Source organism: Flavobacterium cupreum, assembly GCF_003996965.1.
GTDB lineage: Bacteria > Bacteroidota > Bacteroidia > Flavobacteriales > Flavobacteriaceae > Flavobacterium > Flavobacterium cupreum.
In genome coordinates, this window is sequence record NZ_QWDM01000005.1 from 253,667 (window position 1) to 268,300 (window position 14,634).

Below are 14,634 nucleotides of genomic sequence, written 5' to 3' on the forward strand. Positions count from 1 at the left end.
CTTTTTTCCAAAGACCAATTTTATCCTTTGATGTAAGGATTGAATGTTTGCTTTTTTAAACATTTTAATCCCAAACTATTTATCAAAGTTAATTGGTGTTATTCATGAGAAAAAAGTACGTATTGTTTTTTATTTTGCTGCCTTTTGGACTTGCTTTTGCACAAAAGGAAATTTCCATTTCAGGAATCGTAATTGATGCAAAAACACAAAACCCTTTAGAGAATGTTGTCGTAAGCATTCAGAATTCTGCTGTCACGCAGCTTACCGGAGCAAACGGGAAATTTGTATTGTACTCTTCCCTCAAAGGAGAGCAGTTGCTTCTGGTGCACAGTCAGGGATATAAAGATTTGCTGATGAAAATAAATATCTACGCCAACCTTACTTTAGGGATTTTACAATTAGAAGATACTTTTACAGATGAGGTTCAGGGCACCTTAATTACCCTGCTGGAAAGTGATTTATCTGATGATAACAGTTCCAGCGAAATGACTTCAGGTCTTTTACAATCGGCAAAAGACGCATTTTTTCAGGCCTCCGCTTTTAGTTGGGGACAGGCCCGGTTTAAAGTACGTGGTCTGGACAGCGAAAACGGGACCATGATGCTGAATGGAATGCCCATGAATAAAATTTTCGACGGAAGGCCGCAATGGGGCAACTGGGGAGGATTAAATGATGTACTTCGAAATCAGGAATTTTCTATTGGAGGTGCAGCTTCGCTTTATAGTTTTGGAGGGATTTTGGGCACGCAGCAAATTTACACGCGGGCCTCCTTATATAGAAAAGGTGAACGTCTTTCTTTCTCCGGAAGCAATACAACGTACAATTGGCGGGCTATAGGAACCTATGCTTCAGGCATGAATTCTTCCGGCTGGGCGTATGTCGTTTCAGGGGGGAAACGCATCGGAAATGAAGGTTATTTTGAAGGAACAAATTTCGATGGGGAATCTTTTTTTCTAAGTATCGAAAAGAACGTAAACAAACGGCACTCGATTAATTTTACAGGATTTTATACGCCAAATTCCCGTGGAAAAAACTCCGCCAATACAGCTGAAGTTACTCAATTGACAAATGGAAAATACAATTCCTACTGGGGCTGGCAAAACGGGAAAAAACGAAACGCGAGAGTAAAAAATATCGAAGAACCGCTTTTAATGCTGAACCATTATTTTAAAATAAATGAAAAAGCAAACCTGAATTCGGGCATGATGTACCAGTTTGGGAAAACAGGAAACAGCAATATCGATTATCAGAATACACCAAGTCCGGATCCTGTTTATTATCGAAAGTTGCCCAGTTATTTCAGCTCTATGTATGCGGCTGACAAAGGAGGATTTTCCGGAGACTTTACGCCTGACCATTAAAATGCCGAAAAAAGTAAAGAATTGTTTTTGAAGAATCCTCAGATTAATTGGGAAGAAATTTATCGTGCCAATCAGAAACCCATAACAAATGCCGAAGGAATAATCACGGGATACGGGCCGGTACAAAGTTATTATGTTTTGTACGAAGACCGAACGGACGACAAGACATTTGCGGCAAATTCAAACCTAAATATCCAACTCACAGAAAACAGTGCTTTTGACGGCGGAATTACTTTTCGGAATTTAAAAGCACATCATTTTCAGCATCTTTTAGATTTACTGGGAGGGGAATATTTTATGGATATTGATGCTTTTTACAGTGGTAATCAGGCACAATCTGATTTGCGAAATCCAAACCGGCAGGTAAAAGTGGGGGATTACTATGGCTACAACTATAATCTTCTGGCAACCACTGTTGATGCTTTTACACAATTTAAATTCAATTATAAAAAAACGGAGTTTTACCTGTCACAATCGTATTCCGTATCGGATTATCAAAGGGAAGGATTGTATCAAAACGGAATTTATCAAACTACTTCACTGGGTAAAAGCCAAAAAGTAAATTTTGAAAACTTTGGCTTCAAAGGCGGATTTGCGTATAAGATTTCAGGAAGGCGATGGCTGTTTTTTAATGGAATGTATCTGACAAGGGCACCTTCACTTCGCAATACTTTTTCGAATTCAAGGCTCAATAACGCTATTGTGAACGGAATTGAAAATGAAAACATAAGCAGCGCAGAAGGAAATTATGTATATCGTTCGCCTACGCTTAAAATCAGGACAACACTTTATTACAGTCTGATAAAAAACACTACTAAAACCTCTTTTTTTTATGCCGAAGGAATTTTTGATAAAGGTGCCGGATATAATAATACGGATGCTTTTGTAAGTCAGACCTTAACGAATCTGGACAAGAAAAATATCGGAACTGAACTTAGTTTTGAATATCAGATTTCGGCAACATTGAAAACGAGTTTATCTGCAGCATACGGCCATTATAGCTACAGCAGTAACCCAAATGTATCGATCACCAATGATGCCAATGCTGCAAAAACGAATGCACAGGCCACTTTTGATTTTGGAGAATCCCGTCTTAAAAATTACAAACAGCCGGGAATGCCACAACAGGCTTACTCACTGGGTCTGGAATACAGGGATCCTAAATTCTGGTGGTTAGGTGCTAATATTAATTATCTAACAGATAATTATATAGATGTTTCGCCCATCGCAAGAACGAATCGGTTTTACATCAATTCAAAAAATGGTTTAGCTTTTCCGGAAGCCACCGAAGAAAGGGCTAATGAATTATTAAGGCAGGAAAAATTCAATCCCGTTTCCTTATTAAATGTCACGGGAGGAAAATCCTGGCGGGTTTTTGGAAAATATGTTGGGTTTTTTGCCAGTATAAATAATGTTTTTGATTCCTATTACAAAACAGGTGGTTTTGAACAGGCAAGAAATGCCAATTTTAGGGCACTTAATCAGGATGTTTCCAGCGGAACCCCATCATTTGGCCCCAAATATTTTTATGGCTACGGAAGGACTTATTTCGTAAACCTTAGTATCACTTTATAAAACTTAAAAACAGATTATATTATGAGAAATATATATTTAAGCGCTTTTCTAGCCATACAATTATATCTGTTTTGTGCGTGCAGCACGGAAATTGAAATGCCTAAATTGGGTTGTGAGCAGGCGAACCTGTCTGTAAATCAGACCGTAGAAAAAGTAAAAAGTGTTTCCGGTTTAGTTCCGAAGCAGTACAATTATGATGATGTCATTGAAGGCTATGTGGTATCGTCAGATGAAGGAGGAAATTTCTTCAGGACAATTTCTTTTCAGACATTAGGGAACGAGCAATATCCTGCACAAGGATTTAGCGTTGCTGTTGATGCAGCGAATAGCTATGTAGATTTTTGTGTCGGAAACAGAGTCTACATAAAACTAAAAAATCAATATACAGATCTCAGTTATGGTGCGTTAAGGATTGGCAGTTTGTATGCCAGTAATTCGGGTGAACCAACAATAGGCAGGGTTTCACAAAATGATTATAAAAATGTACTGAATGCTTCTTGCGTGGTGGTGGATGAAAACCAGTTAGCTCAGTCTCTTTCGATTGAAGAAGCTTTAAACGAAAACAAGTTAAACACGTTAGTAGACCTTAAAGACGTACAATTTACAGAGGCGGCAATTGGCCGTCATTACTTTGAAGAATCCAACGCTATTGGCGGTGCAACCAATTGGAACCTGACAGACAAGACGGGAAATCAAATTATTTTCAGGACCAGTAGTTTTGCCAATTTTGCAGCCGGTATCGTACCTGACGGGAGTGGAAAAGTACGTGGAGTGATCACAAAATTCGGATCCGATTATCAACTAGTCGCCCGATTTGAAAGCGATGTTAGGATGGAAGGCAAAAGAAGTGCGCCTTTCTTTTCGGAGGATTTTCAATCGGTAAAAAACAATGTGAATTTTAATCTTCCGGGCTGGGGCAATATCGTAGAAAAAGCTTCTAAATTATGGAAAAGTATGGTGTACGGAGGGAATGGTTATGCCGAATTTAATACCACCAGCACCACCGCTGCCGAAAATATTGCCTGGCTTGTTTCTCCTAAAATTGATATGGAATCCTATAAAAATGCTGTGCTGTCTTTTAGAAGTGCCCAACATGACCTGAAAGTTGATTCCCCGCTGAATGCATTGGAAATTTATGTCTCAGAAAATTTTGACGGTTCAAACATAAAGAAAGCCCAATGGACAAAATTAACTGCAAAGATTGCCACACAGTCAACGCCTTCCCGTCAGTTTATAAGTTCGGGAGCGATAGATTTGTCGCCTTATTCCGGAAAGATCAATATTGCCTTTAAATATATCGGTTCCGGAAAAGACAAAACCTTAAACGGCGCTTTTATGATTGATGATGTAAAAATTTATGGAGAGAAATAGGGGCAACTTTTTTTAAAAATTAAATTAAAGTATTGGTTTTTAGAGTATTATTTAAAAATAAATAGTTTTTAAGCCTTAAACTGTTAAAATTTAATTGGATTTTGTATTTTGGTCGTCCCAAATCGATACAAATACCATGAAAAAAATCTACTTAATTGCCATCCTAATGATGGTGTTTCCATGTTTAGTACATAGCCAGGACGCTCCCCCTGTCCGATTAAAACAGATCAACATTGTAAAGACAAATTACCAAAATTACAAGGATGGTGAAATTGTAAATAAAACAGTCGTTTTTAGTGAAGGAAAAATACAAACGATTACTACTTCTGATGTTATTCAGAAATTCTTTTACAACAAAAACGGTTTACTGGATATGACCGTAAAAGAAAAAGTTGGAAGCGACTGGAAAGAAGTGATTAATTATACGTATGATGCCGATAACAACATTACAAAATTCGTAAACAAATATCATGAGGGTAATGATTACATTACCAAAACGGTAACTTTTACTTACGAAGGAGCGCGAATAAAAGCAATCACGAAAAAAAGTACAAACCACCAGAATATTGTGGATGACATTGAATACATTGTTGAAAATGGTATCATTGTAAGACGTACTTCACGCGATAGAAACAAACAGATCATCGGTAAAATAGAATACGTTTATGTAAATGATAATGTGTCTAAACATAAAGGTTTAGTTGGAGATAAAATCTCTAAAACCTATACGTACGATGATAAAAAATCGGTTGAATCCTTAATCGTTCAGAATCTTTTTGGAGACAACTACAAAATAATCGTACCTATGATTTCGTATCATGAGGATGAATTTACTTTTGAGACGATTTCTTATAATAACGAAATGAATTTCAGCCCTTCTTCGACAGCTTTGGTAGCGGTGAGCCGAAAATATAAATACAATAAATTAAATTATCCAATATCCTGTTCTCAGCTTGAAGAAAACGGTATTGTAAAAACAGAGAAGACTTTTATTTACGAATAAAGACTTATACTATATTTTTTTTGTCCTTTAGAAATTAAAATCCTAATTTCTAAAGGACTTATTCTTTTTAAATAAAGAAGATAATTTCCCAAATGGAACTTAAAAATTAAATTCTATAAGGGTAGTAGCTCACAAATCATTAAATTTGCACCTTATTCAAAGCTATGTTAGAAAAAGAAGTTATAAATTTTGAGAGAACGGCCATTGTTGGTATCGTAACTCAAAATCAAAGTGAGGAAAAACTAAACGAATATCTGGACGAATTAGAGTTTTTGACTTTTACCGCAGGAGGGGAAGTGATTAAACGTTTTTCGCAAAAAATGGAACGCCCTAACCCGAAGACTTTTGTCGGAACAGGTAAGATAGAAGAAATTAATCTTTTTGTAAAAGAACACGAAATATCAACTTTAATTTTTGATGATGAATTATCGCCATCTCAACAAAAGAATATTTCGAAAATTATAGACTGCAAGATCTTAGACAGAACCAATCTGATTCTGGATATTTTTGCGCAGCGTGCTGAAACTTCTTATGCAAGAACTCAGGTAGAATTGGCGCAGTGTATCTATTTGTTGCCAAGACTATCCGGTTTGTGGACACACCTTGAACGCCAGAAAGGTGGTATTGGTATGCGTGGTCCCGGTGAAACGGAGATTGAGACAGACAGACGTATTGTACGTGACAGAATTGCGTTGTTGAAAGACAAAATCAAAACCATCGATAAGCAGATGGGAATTCAGCGTAGTAATCGCGGAGCAATGGTACGTGTGGCGCTGGTAGGTTATACCAACGTTGGAAAATCGACTTTGATGAATGCTGTTGGTAAAAGCGATGTTTTCGTAGAGAATAAATTATTTGCAACGCTGGATACAACGGTTCGTAAAGTAGTGATTAAAAACCTGCCATTCTTACTTTCTGACACGGTAGGTTTTATTAGAAAATTACCAACACAATTGGTGGATTCTTTCAAAAGTACACTGGATGAGGTTCGTGAAGCCGATTTATTGCTGCATGTGGTGGATATATCACATGCTGATTTCGAAGATCACATTGAATCTGTAAATCAGACGTTATTAGAGATCAAAAGTAATGACAAACCAACTATTATGGTTTTCAATAAAATTGATGCTTACAAACACCTGACGATCGATGAGGATGATCTGATTACCGAAAAGACCAGAAGACATTATACGCTTGAGGAATGGAAACAAACCTGGATGAGTAATGTAGGTCAGGATAAAGCGTTATTTATTTCGGCAACCCAAAAAGAAAATTTCGAGGAATTTAGAGAAACTGTTTATGAAGCTGTTCGCCAGATTCATATCACAAGATTTCCGTATAATAAATTTTTGTATCCGGACTATAAGGATGCAATTGAGAAAGAAGAAGAACAAGATGAGGAATAAATAAAAGTTGTACCGCAAAGAACGCAAAGATTATATCAACTTATCTTTATAAACACAAAGTTCGCAAAGCTTTATCTAGGATTTAGCTTTGCGAACTTTGCGCTTTTTATAGAACCAGATATTAAGATCCATGCGTTCTTTGCGGTAAAAAAATAATAATCGGTTTTCCTTTGTAAATTAGAATCCGAAATTAACTCCCAAACCAAAAACTTCTCTCGTTTGAAATCCCTGAAAAGCATTATCGTCATAAATAGCCTGGAAGGCTAAATTGGCGGACAGGAATTTGTTTACTTTCATCACAATATTCAGCGAGTAATTAATGTCTACATTCTTTGGATCTTCTAAATAATTAGAATATAAATTCAGACTGTTTTCTGCCGTTACATTGGTCATAATGGCAAGTTTGTAATACACAGAAGCATAAAAACCAAGCTCATAACGTATGGTTTTGTTGGCATCTACGCCAAAATAAGCGCCGTCAACATAAGGCAACCCTGTTCCCTGATCGATTCCTGAAGTATAGGCACCGTCTACAAAAGTGAATTTTGAGGTTAGAGGGGCAAAGTTTATTTTCAGATTATCATCTTTAGACCAGTAAAGACCGGGGCCTGTTGTAAGATAACCGGGCGACATAAATTGGGTGTTTTCTGTACGGATCTCTTTTCCATTTTCATCTTTGCTATAAAGGTAACCCGTCGAGAATTGTGTTCTGAAATTTAGAAAGAAAGAATAATACCATTCGCCAAAAGCTTTTTTACCAACGATTGAATTGAACTCCAGACGGTCATCGGTCTTTTTTCCGAAATCAGCATTTTTGGTTTGCAAAATACCATAAGAAGCCAGAATTTTATTATCCCAGGTAATGTCGTCCTTTTTGTAATTGAAGTCGTAGTTGATTCCTAAAGTTCCGGAGAAACTGTCTTCCCCTCCTGCGAGCCAGTTATTAAAACTGGATTGATTGAGTAAAAGAGAGACAATTCCTTTTGCTTTCCAGCCTTCATCTTCAATCGTGTCATTTATATTTTTTACGGCTTTTTCAGTATTTTGAACTAATTCTTTTTCGGAATTTTGTGCCTGAACAAAAGTAAGATTTGCTAAAACGAAGAGTAATAAGAATATCTTTCTCATAGTATTTAGTTTAAAGTGTAATAACAAATATACTAAAAACCGTCAGATTCTGTAGGATTATTGGTGCTTAAAGCGCGTTATTTCTTAGGTTCCTTGTATAAAGGTACTGCAGAACAAGCCTCTCCATACATAATGCTTCTTGCAAAAGGCTGCAGATAGGTTGTCGCTAAAATATAAGCACGCACAGGAACGGGTTTTTTAGAGCAGCCTTTTACAATAACAGGTTTGTTCTTGTAGGCTGAGTAATCAATCTTACTTAGGATGTCCTCGTATAAACTTCCGTTTAAATCATCAATTGTTCCGTTGACAGTTTTTTTGGCATAAGGCGCCAGTTGAATGGCAACCAACAGTAAAGCCCAGGCCGGAATAATAGCATCGGTACTGCAGTTAACGGCAACATACTGATCCTGATACTGCGACCAGTCGTGATTTTTTAAATGCTCCCTGAAGTCTTTTTCTTTTAATAAAAAACCTTCCAAAAGCCATTGTGAAATGTCAAGCTGCACACGCATTCCGTTAGGGTAGTAATCTTCAAGATCAAAGACTTCCAGTGCACTATTGGCCACTTTGTTGATTATTTCTTCCATATGAAAAAGTTAGTTTCAGGTTTAAAGTTTCAGGTTTAAAGTTGCGTAACCTGAAACTTTAAACCTGAAACAAATTTTATTAAAGCATTCCTAATTCTAATTTTGCCTCTTCGCTCATTAAGTCTTTACTCCATGGCGGATCAAAAGTAATTTCTACATCAACATCTTTGATGTGTTCGATTGTTTTTACTTTTTCTTCTACTTCTCTTGGCAAACTTTCTGCTACCGGACAGTTTGGAGAGGTTAACGTCATCAGGATTTTTACTTCGTAATCTGTATTTACCATTACGTCATAAATCAGTCCTAATTCGTAAATATCTACAGGGATCTCAGGGTCGTAAATTCCTTTTAAAACTTTTACGATTGATTCTCCTAATTCGTTTGTGTCTATTTCTTGTTCCATTTTATTGTTTTTGTTTTTTTACCATATAAGTGATGTAAGTTCATTTAAGTATGGTATGTGTAATTTTTTTTCCTTACCATATAAGTGATATAAGTTCATTTAAGTACGTGTTTATTATTTTTGTTTTTCATCGTATAAAAACATAAGCGTTCCAGCTTATATGTACTTATATCACCTATATGGTTTAATCTAATCTTCTAACCAACGATACAATTCGTTGACGTATGTTTTTTGACCTTCGTGATAAATATTCGTGACGTTAAAATTTATCATGAGTCCTATTGGTGAATTTAAAAGTTTCATATATGACATTAGCTTAGCGATGTGAATTGGTATAATTTGATTTACCGATTTTAATTCGAGGACTAAACAGTCTTCAATAAATAAATCACATCTTAAATCCGACTCTAATTCTAAACCTTTATATTCAATAGGAATTATTAACTCGGATTTAAAACTAATATGTCTTAGAGATAATTCCTTAATCATGCATTTATGATAAATACTTTCTAAAAGTCCCGGCCCAATATTTTTATGAACTTCAATTGCTGCTCCATTAACATGATATATTAAATCAGCTAAATATTTCTTTCTTATCATCTGCTTTTTTAGCAATAATAAGAAATAAAAGAAAGATAAAACTTACTTTTTTAAAATATTTTTTTTGCCCAGTAAATTATTCACGTTCCAATTATATGAACTTACATAACTTATATGGTTCCCTAGTTGTTTTTGGCATTAAAAGCCAAAGCGTACATTTTAATATTTTTTATCATCGACACTAATCCGTTTGCACGGGTTGCCGATAAATGTTCTTTTAATCCGATTTCATCAATAAAAGCCGTGTCTGCTTCCAGAATATCTTTTGCCTTCTGATTCGAAAAAGTACGGATTAAAATAGCAATGATCCCTTTCGTTAAAATGGCATCGCTGTCTGCGGTAAATACAATTTTATCGTCAGTTTGTTCGCCTTGCAGCCAGACTTTGGACTGACATCCTTTAATTAAATTGTTGTCCGTTTTGTATTCTTCTTTTATTAACGGCATACTTTTTCCCAGCTCGATGATGTATTCGTAACGTTGCATCCAGTCATCAAACATTGAAAACTCATCAATTATCTCGTTTTGAATTTCTTTTATTGTCATAATTATTCTTTAGCAAAATCTACCAATAAGTTGACCAGTTTTTCTATTTCCTTTGGAGGGAAACCATTGTCAAATCCTTTTGTTTCGTAGGTTTTTCCGTTTGAAGTTATTTTTAAATTTCCGATGGCAGCACCATCGTAAAAACGTTTTTCTGTCGGGGCTTTCAGGTTTGGGATGCTTTCTAAATTCACTTTTTCGAATTCAGCAACAATTTTGTTCCATTTGGAAGCCTCTATTTTAGTTTTAACAGCTTCATCGTTTCTGCCATTTGTAACAGAGACAGATTCGTTTTGAACAAGTATCTTTTTATAAAGGCCTCTTGAAACAGCTGAATATTCAATTTCTGTTGTTGTCATGTCTGTTTTTTTTTGGCTTGAACAACCAGTTACAATAAAGACAGTTAAAAGTAATAAAGATACTATTCGCATAAGTTTGTTTTTTTTTAGCTTAACATTGTTTTTGCTTTTTTGACGGCTTCTACCATCAGATCAATTTCCTCTTTAGTATTGTAAAAAGAAAAAGAAGCACGAATCGTTCCGGGAATACAAAAGAAATTCATAATAGGCTGTGCGCAATGGTGTCCGGTTCTCACTGCAATTCCTAATTTATCAATGATGGAACCAATATCGTAAGGATGTATTCCGTCAATATTAAACGAAACTACTGACGCTTTATTCTTGCCAGTTCCGTAAATTTTCAGCCCTTCAATTTCTAATAAACTTTTTGTGGCATGGGCTAATAATTCTTCTTCCTGCTTTTGGATATTTTCAAAACCAACACTATTCAAATAATCAATCGCAGTCCCCAATACAATTCCGCCGGCAATATTTGGGGTTCCGGCCTCAAATTTATGCGGTAGATCCGCATAGGTTGTTTTTTCGAAAGTAACCTCTTTAATCATTTCACCACCACCCTGATAGGGGGGGAGTTTGTTTAGCCACGCTTCTTTTCCGTATAAAATTCCAGTACCTGTCGGACCGCACATTTTATGTCCGGAGAAAGCATAAAAATCACAATCTAAGTCCTGAACGTCCGGTTTTAAATGCGGAACAGCCTGTGCACCATCAATCAAAACAGCCGCGCCGACAGCATGTGCTTTTTCGATCATGTATTTAACAGGATTGATGATTCCCAAAGCATTTGAAATATGGTTGACCGTAACCACTTTTGTCTTTTCGGAAAGAAGTGCCTCGTAGGCTTCCATAATCAATTCGCCGTCTTCGTTCATCGGAATGACTCTCAGTACAGCTCCAGTTTTTTCACATAACATCTGCCATGGCACAATATTACTGTGATGTTCTAAAGACGAAACAATTACTTCGTCACCCGGTTTTAAAATCGAAGCGAAACCATTGGTCACTAAATTGATTCCGTGTGTAGTTCCGGAAGTAAAAAGGACTTCGTGTGCGAATTTAGCATTTATATGGTGCTGTACCTTGCTACGGGAAATCTCGTAGGCATCGGTAGCCAATTGACTTAAAGTATGAACGCCACGGTGAATATTGGCGTTTATTTCCTGATAATATTTCGCGATAGCATCAATCACAATTTGTGGTTTTTGCGAAGTGGCACCGTTGTCGAAATATACTAAGGGTTTTCCGTTTACAGTTTGTGAAAGTATCGGAAATTCAGCTCTTATTTTTTGAATATCTAGCATGTCTTATTTAGAAAAAATCTATTTACAAAAGTACTAAAACTAAATTGTTTTATGCGGCTATTCTATAATTTCCTTTTATGACGCTATCAGGGGAAAGCTGAAATGTTGATTTTTCAGTTTTTAATCCGGATTTGTGAATATTCGGGATTGTATTTCTAAAGTGAGTTGTAATAACATGCGTATAAATTAATTATATTGCAGGAAAAAGCTGAAAAATTATGAAAAAAATCCTCAAACTGCTTGCACTTGTTGTAGTTATTGCCTTTTTATATTTTGGATTTACTACTTATCCAAAACTTGACCTGATTTCCGGGTTTTCTGCCAAAAGTGTGGCTTCGGGACATTTTCTGGATCATCGGCCGCTGGATTTAATTCAAAAAACGGACAATGATATCAAAATGATCGATTTGGCTTCCAACTCGATTGATGAAGCAGGAAAGTTTGCAATGTCAAATGTGTACGGATTAAAAGAGCGCAAAGCAATTTATCGGGAAGGTTTGGGTGTCACGTTAATTAATGATGATTTTGATATTTCCAAGCCTTACCTGCTGCCAAAAAGAACAAAATCAAAAGCATTGCCTTTTCCTTATGGAAATATGGATCCGGTGGACACCCTTTTTTCGAATGTGGATTATTTAAAATTAAAAAAAGCGGTTGATGCTTCGTTTGATAAAAACGCAGGAAAAACAAAACGTACCCGGGCAGTTGTCGTTTTGTATAAAAATAAACTGATAGCCGAAAAATACGATACAGGTTTTACAAAAGACAGCAAAATTCTAGGCTGGTCCATGACAAAAAGTATTACCAGTTCGGCTTTTGGAGTTTTGGCCAAACAGGGTAAAATTGATATTTATAAACCGGTTTCAATTGCGGAGTGGCAAAAAGACGATCGTAAAAATATTACGATAAACGATTTATTGCACATGAATTCCGGTTTGGAATGGGAGGAGAATTACAGTACTATTTGTGATGCGACAAAAATGCTTTTTCAGGCAGAAGACATGGGAAAAGTACAAATGGATAAACCGGCACAATTTAAACCCGATACACATTGGAATTATTCTTCCGGAACTACAAATTTATTGTCCAGGATTCTAAAAAGTCAATTTAAAACGCAACAGGAATATCTTGATTTCTGGTACAGCGCCGTCATCGATAAGATCGGAATGAACTCTATGATTGTGGAACAGGATATGTCAGGAACATTTGTGGGTTCTTCGTACGCATGGGCAACAGCACGCGACTGGTCTAAATTTGGACTTTTATACCTTAATAAAGGAAACTGGAACGGAGAACAAATTCTGGATGAAAGCTGGGTAAAATATACCGCAACACCAACCAATACTTCTGAAGGGAAATACGGAGCTCATTTCTGGTTAAATGCCGGAGGAAAATTCCCCGATGTGCCACGTGATATGTATTATTGCAGCGGATACCAGGGGCAGATGGTAGCGATTATTCCGTCTCTGGATATGGTTATTGTGAGAATGGGATTGAAAGAGGCGGATCAGGGATTTGATTTTAATGGATTTTTGAAGGGGATAATTTCTTCTGTAAAAAAGTAAATTTAACCGCAAAGAACGCTAGGTAAAAAGCGCAAAGTCCGCAAAGTTTATATAAAAAACTTTGCGGACTTTGCGTAAATCTTTGCGAACCTTGCGGTTAAGCTATTACAAATCGAACCCTAAATTAACGCCTAATTTCATGGCGATAATTTTAGTAATTCGTTGTTTTAATTCCGGTATTTTAATGCTTTCGATAACGGCATTTGAAAACGCGTACATCAATAAAGCTTTTGCTTCTTTCTTTGGAATTCCGCGGGACTGCATGTAGAACATGGCAGTTTCATCCAATTGTCCGACAGTACATCCGTGAGAACATTTTACGTCATCAGCAAAAATTTCTAATTGAGGTTTTGCATTGATTGTCGCTTTATCACTCAATAAAATGTTGTTGCTTTTTTGGAAAGCGTTTGTTTTCTGAGCTTCTTTCTCTACGTAAACTTTTCCGTTGAAAACTCCTGTAGAGCGATCCGAGAAGATTCCTTTATAATCCTGGAAACTTTCGCAATTTGGTGTTGCGTGGTTTACCAGTGTATAATGGTCTACGTGTTGTTTTTCACCGATAATTGTGATTCCGTTTAGGGTACTTGTCAGTCTTTCTCCAAAATGGTAGAAGTTCAGGTTGTTACGTGTAATGTTTCCTCCGAAAGAGAACGTATGTACATAAACGTGGCTTTCCTGTTGTTGTGAAACGTAAGTGTTATCTACCAGGTTGGCTTCGCTGTTATCGTTTTGAATTTTGTAATAGTCAACAATAGCACGTTTCTGGGCAAAAATCTCTGTAACCGAATTGGTTAAAACCGGATTTTCATTCAGGCTTTGGTGGCGTTCGATAATCTGAACATGTGAATTTTCTCCAACAATAATCAGATTTCGGGGCTGAACCATTAGGGCAGCTTCATTTCCTGTGGAGAAATACATCACTTCAATAGGTTTGTCCGCTACTTTTTTCTGTGGAATATTGATAAAAGCCCCTTCACTTGCAAAAGCGGTATTCAGCGAAGTCAGACTTTCGTCTTTGCTTGCAATCTGATTGAAGTAGGTATCAATAACCATTTTATATTTTGGTTTGGTTAATGCCGATGACATTAAGCAAACGTCGATTCCGTCATGTGTCGTAGAAGACAAATGTGAACTGAAAACACCATCGATAAATACTAATTTGTAGGTATCGATTTCGTGTAAAAAGTATTTTTTTACCTGATTAAATTCAATTGCATTTTCCTGCTTCGGAAAAACCGTAAAGTCATTTTTTAGGATGGCGTTTAGCGATGTATATTTCCAGGCTTCTTCTTTTTTGGTTGGGAAACCTTTATTTTCGAAGTTTTTTAGGGCCTTCGTGCGTATGTCATGTAAATCTGAATGTACATCGACACGCTCTTCAAAAGCCATAAAAGACGATACTAATTTTTCTTTTAAATCCATTGTTCTTTTGT

The 14,634-nt window shown here is 36.4% G+C and carries 14 protein-coding genes; 6 read left to right on the plus strand and 8 right to left on the minus strand.

Features of this window, described 5'->3' with window-relative positions:
* Positions 1–104: 104 nt before the first annotated feature.
* The 5 genes from D0817_RS26495 (at position 105) to hflX (ending at position 6,716) form a co-directional block, all read left to right on the plus strand.
* Complete coding sequence (locus tag D0817_RS26495; RefSeq protein ID WP_306462209.1) at positions 105–1,361, plus strand: carboxypeptidase-like regulatory domain-containing protein; 1,257 nt, start codon at positions 105–107, stop codon at positions 1,359–1,361.
* Between the two features lie 27 nt (positions 1,362–1,388).
* The gene (locus tag D0817_RS26500) at positions 1,389–2,936 is read left to right on the plus strand and encodes a TonB-dependent receptor (protein WP_306462210.1); all 1,548 of its coding nucleotides are present in this window, start codon (positions 1,389–1,391) and stop codon (positions 2,934–2,936) included.
* A 21-nt stretch (positions 2,937–2,957) separates the two neighbouring features.
* A complete protein-coding gene (locus D0817_RS09680) occupies positions 2,958–4,307 on the plus strand; it encodes a DUF5689 domain-containing protein (RefSeq protein ID WP_127338194.1) in 1,350 nt (449 codons plus the stop codon).
* Between the two features lie 136 nt (positions 4,308–4,443).
* Entirely contained in the window at positions 4,444–5,310 is an 867-nt protein-coding gene (locus D0817_RS09685) for a hypothetical protein (RefSeq protein WP_127338195.1), read from the plus strand.
* Positions 5,311–5,474: 164 nt separating this feature from the next.
* A complete protein-coding gene (gene hflX, locus D0817_RS09690; protein WP_127338196.1) occupies positions 5,475–6,716 on the plus strand; it encodes a GTPase HflX in 1,242 nt (413 codons plus the stop codon).
* A gap of 177 nt (positions 6,717–6,893) precedes the next feature.
* Here the strand turns inward: hflX and D0817_RS09695 are convergent, their stop codons facing one another.
* The 7 genes from D0817_RS09695 to D0817_RS09725 all read right to left on the minus strand — a co-directional run bounded on the left by D0817_RS09695 (position 6,894) and on the right by D0817_RS09725 (position 11,636).
* A complete protein-coding gene (locus D0817_RS09695) occupies positions 6,894–7,844 on the minus strand; it encodes a DUF3078 domain-containing protein (protein WP_127338197.1) in 951 nt (316 codons plus the stop codon).
* 77 nt (positions 7,845–7,921) lie between these two features.
* Positions 7,922–8,431, minus strand: coding sequence for a DUF2480 family protein (locus D0817_RS09700; RefSeq protein WP_127338198.1), 510 nt, complete (start codon positions 8,429–8,431; stop codon positions 7,922–7,924).
* A gap of 79 nt (positions 8,432–8,510) precedes the next feature.
* A complete protein-coding gene (locus D0817_RS09705; RefSeq protein ID WP_053472865.1) occupies positions 8,511–8,834 on the minus strand; it encodes an SUF system Fe-S cluster assembly protein in 324 nt (107 codons plus the stop codon).
* 189 nt (positions 8,835–9,023) lie between these two features.
* Positions 9,024–9,434 (minus strand): GxxExxY protein, encoded by a 411-nt coding sequence (locus tag D0817_RS09710; protein ID WP_127338199.1) that lies wholly within the window; start codon positions 9,432–9,434, stop codon positions 9,024–9,026.
* A 122-nt stretch (positions 9,435–9,556) separates the two neighbouring features.
* A complete protein-coding gene (locus tag D0817_RS09715) occupies positions 9,557–9,979 on the minus strand; it encodes a SufE family protein (RefSeq protein WP_127338200.1) in 423 nt (140 codons plus the stop codon).
* A 2-nt stretch (positions 9,980–9,981) separates the two neighbouring features.
* Positions 9,982–10,335 carry a hypothetical protein gene (locus D0817_RS09720; protein ID WP_306462211.1) on the minus strand — a complete coding sequence of 118 codons (354 nt, stop codon included), beginning with the start codon at positions 10,333–10,335 and terminating at the stop codon, positions 9,982–9,984.
* An 86-nt stretch (positions 10,336–10,421) separates the two neighbouring features.
* Complete coding sequence (locus D0817_RS09725) at positions 10,422–11,636, minus strand: aminotransferase class V-fold PLP-dependent enzyme (protein WP_127338202.1); 1,215 nt, start codon at positions 11,634–11,636, stop codon at positions 10,422–10,424.
* A gap of 218 nt (positions 11,637–11,854) precedes the next feature.
* On the opposite strand from D0817_RS09725, the gene D0817_RS09730 reads away from it, so the two are divergent.
* Complete coding sequence (locus D0817_RS09730) at positions 11,855–13,201, plus strand: serine hydrolase domain-containing protein (RefSeq protein ID WP_127338203.1); 1,347 nt, start codon at positions 11,855–11,857, stop codon at positions 13,199–13,201.
* 105 nt (positions 13,202–13,306) lie between these two features.
* Here D0817_RS09730 and sufD read toward each other — a convergent pair whose 3' ends face one another.
* On the minus strand, positions 13,307–14,623 hold the full coding sequence (sufD, locus tag D0817_RS09735) for a Fe-S cluster assembly protein SufD (protein ID WP_127338204.1): 1,317 nt from the start codon (positions 14,621–14,623) through the stop codon (positions 13,307–13,309).
* Positions 14,624–14,634: the final 11 nt, after the last annotated feature.

What these genes read in the sequence shown, in the direction of transcription:
- D0817_RS26495 (WP_306462209.1), top strand. Translation starts at nt 105, where the DNA reads ATGAGAAAAAAGTACGTATTGTTTTTTATTTTGCTGCCTTTTGGACTT.
- D0817_RS09680 (WP_127338194.1), top strand. Translation starts at nt 2,958, where the DNA reads ATGAGAAATATATATTTAAGCGCTTTTCTAGCCATACAATTATATCTG.
- D0817_RS09685 (WP_127338195.1), top strand. Translation starts at nt 4,444, where the DNA reads ATGAAAAAAATCTACTTAATTGCCATCCTAATGATGGTGTTTCCATGT.
- hflX (WP_127338196.1), top strand. Translation starts at nt 5,475, where the DNA reads ATGTTAGAAAAAGAAGTTATAAATTTTGAGAGAACGGCCATTGTTGGT.
- D0817_RS09695 (WP_127338197.1), bottom strand. Translation starts at nt 7,844, where the DNA reads ATGAGAAAGATATTCTTATTACTCTTCGTTTTAGCAAATCTTACTTTT.
- D0817_RS09700 (WP_127338198.1), bottom strand. Translation starts at nt 8,431, where the DNA reads ATGGAAGAAATAATCAACAAAGTGGCCAATAGTGCACTGGAAGTCTTT.
- D0817_RS09705 (WP_053472865.1), bottom strand. Translation starts at nt 8,834, where the DNA reads ATGGAACAAGAAATAGACACAAACGAATTAGGAGAATCAATCGTAAAA.
- D0817_RS09710 (WP_127338199.1), bottom strand. Translation starts at nt 9,434, where the DNA reads ATGATAAGAAAGAAATATTTAGCTGATTTAATATATCATGTTAATGGA.
- D0817_RS09715 (WP_127338200.1), bottom strand. Translation starts at nt 9,979, where the DNA reads ATGACAATAAAAGAAATTCAAAACGAGATAATTGATGAGTTTTCAATG.
- D0817_RS09720 (WP_306462211.1), bottom strand. Translation starts at nt 10,335, where the DNA reads ATGACAACAACAGAAATTGAATATTCAGCTGTTTCAAGAGGCCTTTAT.
- D0817_RS09725 (WP_127338202.1), bottom strand. Translation starts at nt 11,636, where the DNA reads ATGCTAGATATTCAAAAAATAAGAGCTGAATTTCCGATACTTTCACAA.
- D0817_RS09730 (WP_127338203.1), top strand. Translation starts at nt 11,855, where the DNA reads ATGAAAAAAATCCTCAAACTGCTTGCACTTGTTGTAGTTATTGCCTTT.
- sufD (WP_127338204.1), bottom strand. Translation starts at nt 14,623, where the DNA reads ATGGATTTAAAAGAAAAATTAGTATCGTCTTTTATGGCTTTTGAAGAG.